Source organism: Reichenbachiella versicolor (assembly GCF_003171675.1).
GTDB lineage: Bacteria > Bacteroidota > Bacteroidia > Cytophagales > Cyclobacteriaceae > Reichenbachiella > Reichenbachiella versicolor.
The window spans coordinates 992057-1007679 of the sequence record NZ_QFZQ01000001.1 but is presented as its reverse complement, the minus strand read 5'-3'; the positions used below and the strand labels follow the sequence as shown (position 1 = coordinate 1007679).

Below are 15623 nucleotides of genomic sequence, written 5' to 3'. Positions count from 1 at the left end.
AATCACTAGATGATTAGTTCATATTATTGTCAACATAAACGAAATCACTGAAACTTGGATACAGTACTTCAAACTAAAGGCCTTACCAAAAAGTATGGAAAATTATTGGCCGTCTCAAATCTGGAATTTAGTGTTCAAAAAGGGCAAGTCTTTGGTATTCTAGGCCCTAATGGTAGTGGAAAAACTACTACTTTGGGAATGCTTCTACAAGTCATCTCTCCAACATCAGGATCTTTTGAATGGTTTGGAGAAATACCTTCAGCAAAATCAAGAAAGAACATAGGTGCAATACTGGAAACACCTAACTTCTATCCATATCTTTCTGCAACTGACAACCTTAAAATAGTAGCCAAAATTAAAGGTGCTGATAAGTCTAGAATCAATATAGTCTTAAAAGAAGTCGGTTTATATGAGCGTAAAAGTGACAAGTTTCAATCTTATTCTTTAGGTATGAAACAAAGGCTAGCTATAGCTTCTTCGCTATTATCCGATCCAGAAGTTCTAATTCTTGATGAGCCTACTAATGGACTAGACCCTGAAGGGATTATTGAAATTAGAAATTTAATTCTAAAGATTGCTGAATCTGGAAAGACCATATTGTTAGCCAGCCATCTTCTGAGTGAAGTGCAGAAAGTCTGTACTCATTTCATGATATTAAAGAAAGGCAATAAACTCCATCAAGGGAGTCTTTCAGAACTCGGACAGGATGAAACAATAATTCAAATAGCGGCTAAAGACATGGTTCTATTAGAGAATACCATTACTTCTTTAGCAGGTGTCAAAACAGTTACCCATACTGGCAAATTTTTAAGCATATCGGTAGAACCTGAAGTAACAACTGAATTTATCAGTGAAGCACTTGCTACGAAAGGCATTACAGCCTCACATTTATTAAAAACTGAATCTTCTATTGAAGAAAAATTCATTAACCTAATGCAACAATCATGATCAGACTGCTCGAATTAGAATGGCTTAAAAATAAAAACAACTTACCCTTTTGGATATTATTGGGACTCTATGGAGCTACTATGTATGTAGCTTGCTCATTAGGTACTGTTCTAATGAATATCACTTTCGAAATGACCACTTCTGGAGATATACCTCCTCAGATACCTGATTTCAACATTTACAACTATCCAGATATTTGGCACAATCTCGCATATCTTGCTTCGTTTGTTAAAGTCTTTTTAGGAATTATTGTAATAAGTGCCATTTCAAATGAAATTAGTCAAAAGACCCTTCGCCAAAATATTATTGACGGATTGAGTAGAATAGAATTTTTAGGGTCTAAATTCCTTACTGTCCTAATACTCTCTATTGCTTCTACTTTATTGCTTCTAGGTTTAACAACTTACTTTGGAATGACTTACGGGGAAACCGTAGATTATGACACAAATGAAAAAGTCGATTTCATACTTGGTCATTTTATCCAGATTCTGACATTTCTTTCTTTTTGTATGTTTATAGGAATGTTAATTAAATCAACAGGATTGGCTATTGTTTTTATGTTGGTATGGAGCTTGTTTCTGGAAACTTTTATTTTCTGGATCATATTTGGCTTCGAGAATTCTGTTTCTCAATACATGCCAATTCATGTAATTAACGATTTAGTTCAAATTCCTTTTAGTATTTTAAATCCAGATAATGTCCAAACCTCAGTATCCTATGAGTCCATCACTTTAGGATTAGCATGGACAATTCTATTTTTTCTATTATCATTAGTCAAAATTAATAGAGGAAATATATACGAGTATTAATTCTACCGCATTACAACAGAGAATACGTAATTGACACCTTGTTGTCAATCACAGTACAAAATCATCACATTTCGCGTGAGAATTACTTTTTTAATCCATTTACTTATCATTCAGAGTATTACTGCTTTCTAAAACTCCTCCATTCACTTGATTGCCTAATACAGAAATTAGAGTAGCTGTTCTTTGATACACATTATTAATACTAGAGCCATATTGATTATTTAATTCTGTCAATACAGGAAGCTTTCTTTTATTACGATCAAATTCGACTACTAAACTTACAATGGTTTGGGTTCTCATAAAATAGAGGTAATAAAATCTTCCTTAAGAGTTAAAACAACTCCAAATTGTCATGAAAATAGCTAATAATGAACCCATCCCTTCATTGCAATTTAATACATTCCTGATATCTTTGTGGCTCACTTATCAAGAAAGACCGAGGGATTGGGCCCTATGACGTCTTGGCAACATATCCATAGCCGCAATATTGGATGTTGTGCCAACTCCCAATCAATATCAATCAGGTATTGAAAAAGATAAATGATTGTCTAAAGATTACATTTCTAGATAAGTAGCTGTCGAATTAAGTTCAACAGCTTATTGTGATAACTATAGTTAGATATTGGACAACAGGTTAAATTGTTGCACAATAACGTACTATTTAACTGTGTATGAAGTGAACAACATTTTAGATTTACTCCAAGAAAGAATCCTAATACTTGATGGAGCAATGGGTACTATGATCCAACGTTACAAGTTAGAGGAAAAGGATTTCCGAAATGAAGAGCTAAAAGATCATCCGATCAATTTGAAAGGCAACAATGACCTTCTCTCTGTAACTCGCCCAGATGTAATCAAAGAGATTCATGCTCAATACTTCGAAGCTGGAGCTGACATTATCGAAACCAACACTTTTGGAAGTACTTGGATAGCACAAGAAGATTATAAGCTCGAAAATTGGGTATACAAAATCAATTATGAATCTGCTAAAATCGCTAAAGAAGTAGCTGATGCGTTTACTAAAAAAGAACCTCACAAACCAAGATTCGTGGCAGGTTCTATGGGGCCAACCAATAGATTAGCATCCATGTCCCCAGATGTAAATGACCCAGGTTATCGAGCAATTACTTTTGATCAACTAAAAGAAGCATTTGGAGAACAAGCAAAAGCTTTACTTGACGGAGGAGCAGATATTCTACTGGTAGAGACCATAACAGACACGTTAAACTCTAAAGCTGCTCTAATGGCCATTGATGAAATAGCTGAAGATAGAGGAACTAGAATACCTATAATGGTATCAGGTACTATTACAGATGCTAGCGGACGAATCCTTTCTGGTCAAAACACTGAAGCTTTCTTAATCTCTATATCTCATCTTGATTTATTGAGTGTTGGTCTTAACTGTGCTCTTGGTGCCAGAGAATTAAAACCATACTTACAGACTCTATCCACCAAATCAGACTTTAATATCAGTGCACATCCAAACGCTGGTCTTCCGAATGAGTTTGGTGAATATGATGAAACTCCCGAGGATATGGTTGGACAGATTAAAGAATTTTTAGATGAAGGTCTTATTAATATTGTCGGTGGATGTTGTGGAACAACCCCTGATCATATTAAAGCGATTGCTGATCTTGCATCTAAATACCAACCTAGAGACAAAGAACACACTGTCTGAACAAAATAAAAATATTCACAAACTCAATACTGAACCTTAAAAGATGAGTCTGCATCCAGATTATAAAGGCAAATACGAATACAAGTGGCAAAAAAACAATCCAATGAAATTGAGTGGATTGGAGCCATTAATAGTAACACCAGAACTCAACTTTATAAATGTAGGAGAAAGAACTAATGTAACTGGTTCTCGGAAATTTCTTCGTTTGATAAAGGAAGAAAGTTACGAAGAAGCACTTGAAATCGCGAGAAACCAAGTAGAAGGCGGAGCTCAAATCATCGATGTCAATATGGATGAAGGCATGCTTGATGGTGCTGAATGCATGACAAAGTTCTTAAACCTAATGGCAGCAGAACCAGACATTGCAAGAATTCCTGTGATGATTGACTCGTCTAAGTGGGAAATTATTGAAGCGGGACTTAAATGTACACAAGGAAAATCTGTTGTTAACTCAATATCGCTCAAAGTTGGTGAAGAAGAGTTTATTCGTCAAGCCAAATTGATTAAGCAGTATGGTGCGGCTGTTATTGTAATGGCTTTCGATGAAGATGGACAAGCTGATAATTATGATCGTCGTGTAGAAATTGTTAAAAGGTCATACGAATTAATGGTTGGTCCAAAGATTAACTTTAAGCCTGAAGACATAATTTTCGACCTTAACATTTTCCCCGTTGCAACAGGGATGGAAGAGCATCGATTAAATGCCCTTGATTTCTTCAGAGCCACTCGTTGGGTAAGGGAAAACCTACCTGCTGCACACGTAAGTGGTGGTGTCTCTAATGTATCTTTCTCGTTTAGAGGAAACAATGCTGTCAGAGAAGCAATGCATTCAGCATTTCTTTATCATGCTATTGGAGAAGGAATGGATATGGGTATTGTAAACCCAGCTATGCTCGAAGTTTATGATGACATCCCTAAGGATTTACTCGAGCATGTAGAAGATGTACTTCTTGATAGAAGAGATGATGCCACAGAGCGGTTAATGGAATTTGCTGAATCTGTAAAAGGAACAGGTAAAACAGAAAAGAAAAATGATGAATGGCGTTCTCTTCCAGTTGAAAAAAGAATTGAACATGCTTTGGTAAAAGGTATAGTTGAGTTCATAGACGAGGATACAGAAGAAGCTAGACAAAAACTTCCTAGACCTCTTCATGTAATTGAAGGACCTTTAATGGACGGTATGAATGTCGTAGGAGACTTGTTCGGTGAAGGAAAAATGTTTCTTCCTCAAGTAGTAAAGTCTGCACGAGTTATGAAAAAAGCAGTTGCCTACCTCACTCCTTTTCTAGAAGCAGAAAAATCAGAAGGAGATGCAATGAATGCTGGAACTGTACTCCTAGCAACAGTAAAAGGAGATGTACACGATATTGGAAAGAATATCGTCGGAGTAGTAATGGCTTGTAATAACTATGAAATCGTGGATATGGGGGTCATGGTTCCAAATGAAAAAATACTAGAAAAGGCTAGGGAAATAGGAGCAGATATAATAGGTCTAAGTGGACTAATCACTCCTTCATTGGATGAAATGGTTGATTTTGCCAAGCTTCTTGAAAAGGAAGAAGAAAAATACCCATTATTGATTGGTGGTGCTACGACGTCACGTATTCATACGGCAGTAAAAATAGACCCAGAATATTCTGGACCTGTAGTACACGTATTGGACGCTTCTAGAAGCGTTCCTGTAGCCGGAGACTTGTTAAGTGGAAAAAAAGACGCATTCGTATCTTCGATCAAAAGTGAATATCAGGAAGCAAGGGAGAAGCACGCTGGCAGAACTAAAGTTAAAAATTACATCCCATTTGCTCAGGCTCAAGCCAATCATATCAAACTAAATTGGGAGAATACTAAAATTCAAAAACCTAATTTTATCGGTACCAAAACCTTTATTGATTATTCTTTAGAGGAAATTAGACAGTATATAGATTGGTCTCCGTTCTTCCAAACATGGATGTTGAAAGGTCGTTTCCCAAAAATCTTAGAAGATAAGGTAATTGGAAAAGAAGCTACCAACCTCTACAACGATGCTAATAAAATGCTCGATGAAATCATTTTAAATGGTTCTATCAAAGCAAACGCAATAATTGGAATATTCCCGGCTAACAATACTAATGGTGATGATATTCAGTTAAAGGGAGAAAATGGCGAAGAGTTAACTACTTTCCATTTTCTACGTCAACAAGGTAAAAAAGGAAGTGGTCTAGCCAACAATTCGTTAGCTGATTTCATAGCTCCAGCGGATTCAGGTCTACAGGACTATATAGGATGCTTTGCCGTGACTGCAGGAATTGGAATAGAGCCTATTCTAGAAAAATACGAAAAAGACCATGATGACTATAATAGTATTATGGTAAAAGCCATAGCTGACAGACTTGCAGAAGCTTTCGCCGAGCTAATGCATGAAAAAGTAAGGAAAGAAATATGGGGTTATGCATCAGATGAGAATTTTGAAAATGAAGACCTCATATCTGAAAAATATAAAGGTATAAGGCCAGCTCCCGGATATCCAGCTTGTCCAGACCATACTGAAAAGCCAATTATATGGGATCTTATGAATGTAGAAGCCGAAACTGGAATCAAACTGACAGAATCCAATGCCATGTACCCTGCCTCTTCAGTAAGTGGTTTTTACTTCGCTAATCCTGAATCAAAATATTTTGGACTAGGGAAGATTGAAAAAGACCAAGTAGAGAATTATGCTAAAAGAAAAGGAATGAGCTTAGAAGAAGCCGAAAAATGGCTTGCTCCAAATCTGAACTATAACTAATAAAGCACTATCGATTGGAACCGATAGATATTGACTAATAAGATGAAAGTAACCGAACATATATCTAACGCTAAAAACACGCTGTTCTCTTTGGAAATCATCCCTCCTAAAAAGGGCGAAAGTATCAGGAACATTTATGATCATTTAGACCCTCTTATGGAGTTCAAACCACCATTCATTGATGTCACCTATCACAGAGAAGAATACGTATACAAAGAGTTATCTAACGGTCTACTTGAAAAGAAAATTACTCGCAAAAGACCAGGTACAGTCGGAATATGTGCTGCACTTAAACATAAATACGGAATAGATCCTGTTCCTCATATCATTTGTGGTGGTTTTACTAGAGAAGAAACTGAAAATGCGCTAATAGATCTTAACTTCTTGGGTATTGATAATGTATTAGTACTTAGAGGTGATGCTATCAAGTCAGAAGGTAGATTTATTCCTACTGAAGGAGGAAATAACTATGCCATTGACTTGCTTCATCAGGTAAATGATTTAAACACTGGTAAATATTTAGAAGAAGATCTCGAAAACCCAAACCCTACTGACTTCTGCATAGGAGTGGCAGGATATCCCGAAAAACACTTTGAAGCTCCGAATTTGCAAACCGACTTGCAAAGATTAAAAGATAAAGTCGATGCTGGTGCAGAGTACATAGTTACACAAATGTTTTTTGACAATGATAAGTTTTTCAAATTCGTAGAAGAATGTAAGGCTGTAGGTATCAATGTCCCTATTATTCCAGGATTAAAACCTATAAGTACTAAAAGTCAGGCTACCGTTCTACCAAGTATTTTTCACCTTGACATGCCAGAAGAATTAGCAAAAGAGTTATTGGCCTGTAAAGACAACAAAGCGGCACGAGAAATAGGTGTAGAATGGGGTGTTAAACAATCAAAAGAATTAAAAGAAGCAGGCGTACCAGTATTGCATTATTACTCTATGGGTAAATCCACAAGTGTTCAAAGAATTGCCGAACAGGTTTTCTAAAAACAACATTTATTACAAATAGCAACAGTACTGTAATCTATAGTTTAAAATAGTCACATACTATCATTTTAAACATACTCCATTGCTTATCTCTGGAGCTTAGCAACAACTTCTTAAAGAAATTGAATCACCTAAATTGCATTCATTATCCAATCCAATACCCAACAAATAATATTATAGAAGTCTAACGACCGTTATTTTTAAGAGTAAAAATCTAAACAGAGAAAATACTTTGTCATATTCCGGTAAAGCGTTGCATTATTTCGTGTTAAATTAAAAATCAATTACAAATAATTTATAACTCACTATAAAACAGACATCTAATTCAAATTAGATTCTCTATATTACGATAAACCGACAACTGCAATAATACAACCTATGAAAAAAGATTCAACCAGTAGTGTAATTAAAGGAGAGTTTATTAGTATAGCAATACTAGGTTTCATTGTAGGAATGATTTACATCATTCAACTTTTGTTTTAACCTATTTTAATTATTTAACACACTTATAAACTACGTACTTTTTATCTTCAGAAATTAATTCTGTAGACTCAAAGTATTTAGTTAAATGCGTTTTATAATTTAGATGCTGATTCGCTACTATCCACAATTCCCCTCCTTTCTTAAGACATCTGTAGCTTTCTTTCAATAGTAATAAGGGGATTTGAATATTAATTTCATATTCAAAATGAAAAGGTGGATTAGTTACAATCAGATCAAAAAAACCATTTTCAAACCTCGCTAAATTTTGATCATAATGGTGATGAAAGTTTTCTGTACTTAGATTTTTACGAGCCGACTCTACAGCCAGATACGAATCATCTAGTAGATGAAATTCTAAGTTAGATTCACTTTTAGAAATCTCAGATGCAATAACCCCATTGCCAGAGGCTAAATCTAAGACCCTTCCTTCATTAATGTCAATCTCTAAATGATTAATTAAAAACTGAGACGCAAAATCTACATGACCTGAAGAGAATACGCCAGGGTACTGAGAGTAAGTGGTACCATTGTATTCTATCGTATTTAAAATAGTTGTTACTTTCTTACTCTTCTTTACTTTAAGAATTAATATCCGAGCTTTCTTTTTCGCAAGGCTTTGTTCTACTACCTCAAAATATTTTTGTGCAATAGAAACTAAGCTCGGACTAAAATGTCGTGTCATAAAACCACAAAGTACAACCACATCACTAGTCGAGTTAGAAACAATATGCTGTAGATAAAACTCAAACAGCTCCAAAGACTTAGGAACCTTTAATAAAGCAAGGTTAGCAGGTTGGATTAAAGAATCTAGTGGATAGATAAACTGTGTGTGCGTTAACTCATTATTCTCAAGATTGGCGCTAATGGCCCTCTCTTGACTCATATGAGAGACTACTACTTGTGGTTTTTTGTCTGCAATGTTCGCTGTTAAAAAGCCAAACCTATCATGATATAAGGCTATATTTTCATCTTCGGGTTTCAGTTCTGATAATAAATATTCATCTGCTGCACTCCATGCTCTTAGAGATCGATCTTCTGATAGATCATATCTTTCAAAGTTCCTTCCGTTGTATTTTGCCATATTACTGCGAAGGTAGGTACTACTCACTAACAAATCTTAGTAGCTACTCAAAAGACAAATTATTAAATAAAATAAAACTGTATTTCTTAGTACGATAAAATGGTTTTGAAAAAATAGAAATTCCCTAATCCAAGTATACTAGGTACCATCAAGATATTAAAAAACTACTGTACCCAAACATTAAGAAATTCGATCCAAATGGCTATTCCTTACCATTAAATTTGAAGCTAGTGAATAATTAGAGCTAGCTAAGCTCAGCATTTAATCATAAAGCATATAATTGGTAATTTGTACTTTTTCTTCTAGGCCATGATCAAAAATATAATCAAGCATTTCACTCATCTTTGCTCTGATGGTCTTTCTTACTTGAGCATCGTGGTTAGCATGATACTGCTCTGATATATACTCTAACCCAGCTACCATTTCCTCAATAGTAGATCCCGCCTCGATTTTTTTCACCTGGCTTATAACATGTTCGTTAAAGTATTTATCAACAGAATTTGTCATCTATTTATCTCTAAATGCTCTGCTAAATTAACGGTCTACCAACCTTCAAAGTACAATTTTTTACCATTTTCGTCCAACCAGTAATATTTCACGATATACAAGACATTTTGTTCGACAATCATAAATTGTCAATTTTAAGGCTATCGCTAATAAGACTTCACTGAATAATTTAAAATCATAAAATAATTTTTAATGTAAATAACTCATGAATCAAGAAAAAAACAAACAAAATGCTATTGCCTTCTATAGAACTGCGTATGAAGGAAATCCAAGAGAAGCTGTCAATCATTACGTTGGAAATCAATACATTCAACATAATCCTGACGTACAAGACGGCACAGAAGGCTTTATTACTTACTTCGAAAAAATGCAAAAAGAATATCCTGAAAAATCAATCGAATTTGTAAGATGCATAGCTGAAGGTGATTTAGTAGCGCTACATACTCATCAAACATGGCCAGGTAATGATCAATATGTCACTATGGATTTCTTCAGGTTTGATAGTAATGGTAAAATCGTAGAACATTGGGATTCAATACAACAAATACCACAAAAATCTGCGAACCCAAATACTATGTATTAGTAATACACCTGATATGCAAATGAATAGAAGATTTTACAGTAAGTCTGTAAACTAACTCTAAAGTTGATAGTTAGAGTTTACTATTCATTCAAATTAGACTTTGAATATAATTATCTAATTCAAACCTTCCCATTTCATCTTCCCAATGTTAATTTGCAGCCATGGAAAATTTCGTTGTTTCAGCACGTAAGTATCGTCCTCAGGGCTTTGAGGAAGTTGTGGGTCAAGGACACATTACCACTACTCTTAAAAACGCTATCGATAACAACCATTTAGCACAGGCATTGTTATTCTGTGGGCCAAGAGGTGTAGGTAAGACAACTTGTGCTCGTATACTTGCAAGGCTTATTAATGATTTCGAAGACGAAAGCAACGAATCTTCCAATTCTCTGAATATTTATGAATTAGATGCTGCATCGAACAACTCTGTAGAAGATATAAGAAATCTTATCGACCAAGTTCGATACCCCCCTCAACAAGGAAAATTCAAAGTTTATATCATTGATGAGGTTCACATGTTATCAAATCAAGCTTTTAATGCATTTTTGAAGACATTAGAAGAGCCTCCTTCATATGCTATTTTCATATTAGCGACTACAGAGAAACACAAAGTAATACCTACCATCCTGTCAAGGTGTCAAATTTTTGATTTCAATAGGATTGAAATCGAGGATATTGCTCTACAACTAAGAAAGATTGCAGATACTGAGGGAATTGATGTAGAAGACGAAGCATTGCACCTAATTGCTCAAAAAGCTGATGGAGCCTTAAGAGATGCCTTATCGATTTTCGATTTGATTGTAACTTTTTCTAGTGGCAATAAGGTAACCTACCAAGACACTATAAAAAATCTACATGTCCTTGACTATGATTACTTCTTCCAACTTACTGATCAATTAAAAGGTGGAGAAATTTCTCAAGCTTTACTGGTTTTTGATAAAATACTGAAAGAAGGATTTGATGGTCACAATTTCGTAGTTGGACTCTCAGAGCATCTTAGAAATTTAATGGTTTGTAAAGACCCCGAAACCGTTCAATTACTCAATGTATCTGGCAACGTCCAAGCTAAGTATGTAGATCAAGCTAAAAACACATCTCTCGGTTTCTTGATGTCTGGATTAAATATTTTAAACACTTGTGATCTTAATTATAAATCAAGTAAAAACCAGCGTCTACATGTTGAGCTTACACTCATGAAACTTGCTTATCTTGAAGAGGCATTCAATTTAGCTAAATCCTCAGGAGCAAAAAAGATGGTGACGGCGTAGCGCCGTCGACTACCAATAGTCAAGCCAAAGCCGCTCAAAGTAGCAGTTCTATTCTGGAAAAAAAGCGAGAAAAACCTCTTGTCATTAAAACTGACATTAAAAAGGAATCTCCTAATCTCAAGACCATATTCGACAAGAAGCCTGAGCAACAAGAGGTAGTTCAAAAAGAAGTCTCAATACAACTTGAGGATATGAACGAGCCGATCACCCAACAGAGTGTCGACAAGGTTTTGGAAGATTACATAGAAAAATTCAAACCATTACCAACTATTAAAATAGTCCTGAGTAAAAAGGGAGAGCTTTTACCAGATAATAAAATAGAACTTAAGATCTTCAATAAGATAGAAGTTGACACTATGAAATCTGTAGAACCAGAAATTCTAGAGTTTCTTAGAAAGAAACTCAGAAATACTGCTATTGGTTTTTCATATAGAATAGTTGAATCTGACTCATCAGAACGTAAACCCTATACCAGCTCTGAAATATTCGAAGTAATGGTCAAAAAGAACCCTTCCCTATTGAAGCTCAAGAACATTCTTGGTTTAGACCCTGATTTTTAAATCTATACTAATCTACACTACATAATCAAGGCAATCCCGCCACTATCTAGCTAGCAGCTACAATTACGTTTCTTCTATCCAAAACAAACCTTCTTGACATAGACCTGTGTTGCTTTCAACCTGAGTTCGATTAAGTGATTCTATTCAAACATTTTGTAAAATCTCAACCAATTACACTTAATCAAGCTTTTTTCTTCAAGCTCCCGATTAATCGGGACAAGCTAAAAAAAGTCTAAAAAATTATTAACTGTCCCGATACGCTACGCTATCGGGATCAGACAGTATAATTTTCATTCTTTCTCGTGAAACGTCAAATAAATATCAATCAGTTGGCTTTTGAATCGAACTGAAGTTTTCAAGTAATATTTGGAAAAACACATATTGTACACTTTTTAAAAACATCAACAACAAAAGTGTACAATGAATTACACTTGACTTCTGTACACTTTTTAAAAAATGTATAAATTAAAGTGTACAAAATTAACATCGTCATATAACATATGAATTTTGTACACGTTCCAATTAATAAAAATAAAAAAGTGTACAAAGATTCGTTAATCCATAAATTGAAAAGGTATTATGACGTCACCCACTATTCCATGGCGTATATAATGGAGACATCTATCGATCATGCAAAATCCTTGGCAACCGGAAGACGCTCGTTTGAGCTGAAGCATATACAGACATTAATAAAGCTTGACCAAGCTCTTGAGCTAGATCAACCTCTTGAATCACTCTCTCATTCTAACCCAGAAATAAATTCTGAAACTCGGGAAATAATCAAGAAAGAGATCTTAAAAATTGAAAAATCAATAAGATCAACGAAAGAAAAGCTAGAATCCATAGAATCGAAAAGGTCTATGATGAGACGTGCCTTCCATGCTTGCTTTACGAGCCTCGAGGGTAAAGAATTGACTGAAAAAGAAAAGAAATGGTTTACTCTCAACAAAACTCACTTAAAGGACAAATTAAGCGATCTTACTTATGAAGACCTACGGCTAAGAGCTAAACTAAGTGGGCTTGAAGCCGAATTACATGAGTTTCAATTAAACGACCATCTTTAAATAGCAAAGCTAATTCTCCTTAATTGCACTAGCTATAAATTTACACACAGAGGTTGTCAAAGGTCCCTCTAATAGCCCGAACAATTGTCCATTTGACACCATCATATTAAAATAATGATGAATATTTTTTGAAGATAAAATGATAAATTTAGATCGACCAGCCAGAATTATAGGTAGACTCTGAAGATCACTCAATAATAATTCACCATTAACATCAGGTATTTCGTTGTTATAAATCACCAACTCTGGAAAGTTCTCCTGCATTGAAAGATATTCGACCGCGAGTTGACTATTTAGCTTTACTACAACATGTTTAGCCAAGCCTGACCGAATGATAGTATTTTTAGTGTTATAGATACCTTCAGTACTGTCTTCAATCAACAATACTTTTCGGTCACTAAATAATGCGGACATTTACTCTCTTAAAATTAATTTCTCTCCAATAGCTAGATCGAAATTATCCTTTTGATTCATCCTAAGCAAGTCATTTACAGATACACCGTATCTACGTGATACTCCATACATAGTATCTCCTGGTGCAACTACATGAAATAGAACCTTTTCCGGCTCCAATTCTTTTTTAATATTCTTCTCATTTTTTTTTAATTCAACTGGATTCGGGTCACTTATTCGTCTTTCTCCATGAATCTTTAGCACTTGCCCTATAGACAAAGAAGTCTGCACCAGGCTATTCCATTCCATAATATCCGAAACGGAAACACCAAATTGTTTGGATATTGCATATAGAGACTCTCCTTTTTGAACCGTATGTTCTACTAATTTGATCTTTACATTAGTGTCTGTTTCTTCAGCTACAATTATTTTTTCATGATGCTCATCGACTCTAACGGTATCTATTTTTAATTTATCATCTTTTTCATGTTGTTTTACAATTTCCTTTAGAGGAATTGCTTCATCAACTGGTAACATTGGCAAATCCTTAATTTCAACAGCGTGTTGTTCAGGTCTACGATTTTTTAACCAAAGTACTCGACCAGGTTGAAGTTCATCAATGATGGACATTCGATTTAGCTTAGCAAGCTTCGCTCGTTTTATTCCAAATTTCTGAGAAACATCCCAAAGTGACTCTCCCCTCTGTACAGTATGAAAATATGATTTAGCCCGATTGCGCTTCTTCTTTAAATAATAAATCTGTCCTTCTTTAATCTTAGCATTCTTTGCCAAATCATTATACTTGGCAAATTTATCCATATGAATCTCTCCTTTTTCGGAAAGACTTTCCATCGTATCGCCTTCTCTTGCCAATATACAAGGCAAACCATTTATCTTGATAAAAATTGTATTGGATCTTTTTGGGTCTTCGACCAAAGACGAAGTAGCTTTTGATGGTTTTGAACGTTCTCTTGTACCGGCAGCAATCGGAGTTACGGTATTGCTTCCTTTAAAATTTGATTTAGTCCCTTTCTTGGGAATTAATATTGCATATGGTTTATCCGTTGGCACAGAACCTGACTTCAACCATTTGTTGTACTTCTTCAGTACCAGTTCATCAGATTTCGTCTTTTTAGCAATTTCCTTTATACTCATACCACCAGCCTTCCAAAATACATCCATAATGATTCCCTCACTATGAGATCCTTTATCTGCATCTCGAAATGCTATCATATGAGCCAAGAACCTCCTAACATACCAATGTGTATGACGATCGATAGTCATTTTCTTAGCTCCAAAAAGCTTCTTATCCACATACTTAGCAGCCCCGCCACGTCCTGTCATATGAGCTAATATTGCATAAACCCAATTCTTAAAATAAAAATTATTTCTGGTAAAATACTTAGCAGCTCCTTTAGTGGATGCAACTACATTTAGACGTTCGTCAATTCTCTTATCAATTCTAAGGCCTACTTCCCTACCTGTAAAATCTTTAAACTGCCAAAAACCTACAGCCTTTGCAGAAGAAACAGCATCAGATATTAAGGCGCTCTCTTGAACAGCCAAGTACTTAAAGTCTCCCGGAACTCCATTTTCTTCCAAAGTCTTCTCTATGATCGGAAAGTACAACTTTATACGATCTGCTTTGATATTATAATAAGTAGCGCTTTTAGTAAGAGCATCGACTTCTTTTTGAATTTCTTTCCTCGCTCCATCGGTTAATTTTAGTTGCATACCAGCAAACTGCAAAGTAGAAGGCACCTTAGGCCTCACCAATTCGGCAGCATGAGTGAAATTTAGACTCATAAAAACCGACAATATTAGAAACAAAAGCCTCATAGAACTCGAATCAATGTTACCCCATCCCTTACTGGCATCAACACATTTTCTACTCTAGAATCTTCATTTACTCTTCGATTGAAATCGAGTAATGCCTTAGTATCAAAATCCTTACTATCAAGAGGTTCTACAACCTTTCCACTCCACAAAACATTATCAGCGAGTATAAAACCACCTCTTTTCATCTTGGGTAAAATAGCTTCGAAATAGTTCCAATAATTGGATTTATCTGCATCAATAAACACCATTTCTATCCCTTCATCCAATGCATCTATTACATCCAATGCTTTGGCAATTCGAAAATCGATTTGGTCCGAATATTTTGACTCTGAGAAATAGCCTCTTACTCTAGATTCAAGCTCCTTATTGATATCGATAGTTACTAATTTACCTTTTTCTTGCATTCCCTCACATAGACAAAGTGCTGAATACCCTGTATAAGTCCCAATTTCTAAAATATATTGAGGACGAATCATTTTTGAAAGCATGGAAAGAATCCTGCCCTGAAGATGTCCTGAAAGCATACGAGGTCTTAATACTTCAATATGAGTCTCTCTCTCAATTTTATTTAATAAGTCAGATGCAGAAGAAGTATGACGTTCGCTATAACGCTGAATCTCGGTATCTATAAAGTCCAATATTCTTGTAAT

At 35.1% G+C, this 15623-nt stretch carries 15 protein-coding genes and 1 riboswitch; of the genes, 9 read left to right on the top strand and 6 right to left on the bottom strand.

The window, feature by feature from the left end; genetic code table 11:
• The first annotated feature begins 54 nt into the window (after positions 1–54).
• Together DKG80_RS04050 and DKG80_RS04045 are read left to right on the top strand one after the other, a co-directional pair.
• Complete coding sequence (locus DKG80_RS04050; protein ID WP_109829997.1) at positions 55–948, top strand: ABC transporter ATP-binding protein; 894 nt, start codon at positions 55–57, stop codon at positions 946–948.
• Positions 945–1757, top strand: a complete 813-nt coding sequence (locus DKG80_RS04045) for an ABC transporter permease (RefSeq protein WP_109829996.1) — start codon at positions 945–947, stop codon at positions 1755–1757. Before DKG80_RS04050 ends, DKG80_RS04045 begins: the two co-directional genes overlap by 4 nt.
• Before the next feature lie 99 nt (positions 1758–1856).
• Here DKG80_RS04045 and DKG80_RS04040 read toward each other — a convergent pair whose 3' ends face one another.
• Positions 1857–2057: a hypothetical protein gene (locus tag DKG80_RS04040; RefSeq protein WP_109829995.1), complete on the bottom strand. Its 201-nt coding sequence runs from the start codon at positions 2055–2057 to the stop codon at positions 1857–1859.
• Between the two features lie 120 nt (positions 2058–2177).
• A riboswitch (SAM riboswitch) is annotated at positions 2178–2300 on the top strand.
• A 133-nt stretch (positions 2301–2433) separates the two neighbouring features.
• On the opposite strand from DKG80_RS04040, the gene DKG80_RS04035 reads away from it, so the two are divergent.
• The 3 genes from DKG80_RS04035 to metF are packed head-to-tail and all read left to right on the top strand — an operon-like array spanning position 2434 to position 7195.
• Entirely contained in the window at positions 2434–3435 is a 1002-nt protein-coding gene (locus DKG80_RS04035) for a homocysteine S-methyltransferase family protein (protein ID WP_109830205.1), read from the top strand.
• A gap of 43 nt (positions 3436–3478) precedes the next feature.
• Entirely contained in the window at positions 3479–6199 is a 2721-nt protein-coding gene (metH, locus tag DKG80_RS04030; protein WP_109829994.1) for a methionine synthase, read from the top strand.
• Between the two features lie 42 nt (positions 6200–6241).
• Entirely contained in the window at positions 6242–7195 is a 954-nt protein-coding gene (gene metF, locus DKG80_RS04025) for a methylenetetrahydrofolate reductase [NAD(P)H] (protein ID WP_109829993.1), read from the top strand.
• Between the two features lie 493 nt (positions 7196–7688).
• On the opposite strand, the gene DKG80_RS04020 is transcribed toward metF, so the two are convergent.
• Entirely contained in the window at positions 7689–8759 is a 1071-nt protein-coding gene (locus tag DKG80_RS04020) for a class I SAM-dependent methyltransferase (RefSeq protein WP_109829992.1), read from the bottom strand.
• A gap of 261 nt (positions 8760–9020) precedes the next feature.
• Positions 9021–9266: a hypothetical protein gene (locus tag DKG80_RS04015; protein WP_109829991.1), complete on the bottom strand. Its 246-nt coding sequence runs from the start codon at positions 9264–9266 to the stop codon at positions 9021–9023.
• A gap of 205 nt (positions 9267–9471) precedes the next feature.
• Between DKG80_RS04015 and DKG80_RS04010 the strand changes: the two genes are divergently transcribed.
• The 4 genes from DKG80_RS04010 to DKG80_RS03995 all read left to right on the top strand — a co-directional run bounded on the left by DKG80_RS04010 (position 9472) and on the right by DKG80_RS03995 (position 12741).
• On the top strand, positions 9472–9849 hold the full coding sequence (locus DKG80_RS04010; protein ID WP_109829990.1) for a nuclear transport factor 2 family protein: 378 nt from the start codon (positions 9472–9474) through the stop codon (positions 9847–9849).
• Between the two features lie 161 nt (positions 9850–10010).
• Positions 10011–11117 carry a DNA polymerase III subunit gamma/tau gene (gene dnaX, locus DKG80_RS04005; RefSeq protein WP_109829989.1) on the top strand — a complete coding sequence of 369 codons (1107 nt, stop codon included), beginning with the start codon at positions 10011–10013 and terminating at the stop codon, positions 11115–11117.
• Positions 11118–11308: 191 nt separating this feature from the next.
• Positions 11309–11677, top strand: a complete 369-nt coding sequence (locus DKG80_RS04000) for a hypothetical protein (RefSeq protein WP_109829988.1) — start codon at positions 11309–11311, stop codon at positions 11675–11677.
• Positions 11678–12288: 611 nt separating this feature from the next.
• Positions 12289–12741: a hypothetical protein gene (locus DKG80_RS03995; RefSeq protein WP_162555669.1), complete on the top strand. Its 453-nt coding sequence runs from the start codon at positions 12289–12291 to the stop codon at positions 12739–12741.
• Between the two features lie 9 nt (positions 12742–12750).
• On the opposite strand, the gene DKG80_RS03990 is transcribed toward DKG80_RS03995, so the two are convergent.
• Genes DKG80_RS03990 through DKG80_RS03980 form a run of 3 tightly spaced genes read right to left on the bottom strand, consistent with a single transcriptional unit; the run spans position 12751 to position 15611 of the window.
• On the bottom strand, positions 12751–13155 hold the full coding sequence (locus DKG80_RS03990) for a hypothetical protein (protein WP_109829986.1): 405 nt from the start codon (positions 13153–13155) through the stop codon (positions 12751–12753).
• The gene (locus DKG80_RS03985; protein ID WP_162555668.1) at positions 13156–14940 is read right to left on the bottom strand and encodes a LysM peptidoglycan-binding domain-containing protein; all 1785 of its coding nucleotides are present in this window, start codon (positions 14938–14940) and stop codon (positions 13156–13158) included.
• Positions 14941–14969: 29 nt separating this feature from the next.
• Positions 14970–15611, bottom strand: a complete 642-nt coding sequence (locus DKG80_RS03980; protein ID WP_109829984.1) for an O-methyltransferase — start codon at positions 15609–15611, stop codon at positions 14970–14972.
• Positions 15612–15623: the final 12 nt, after the last annotated feature.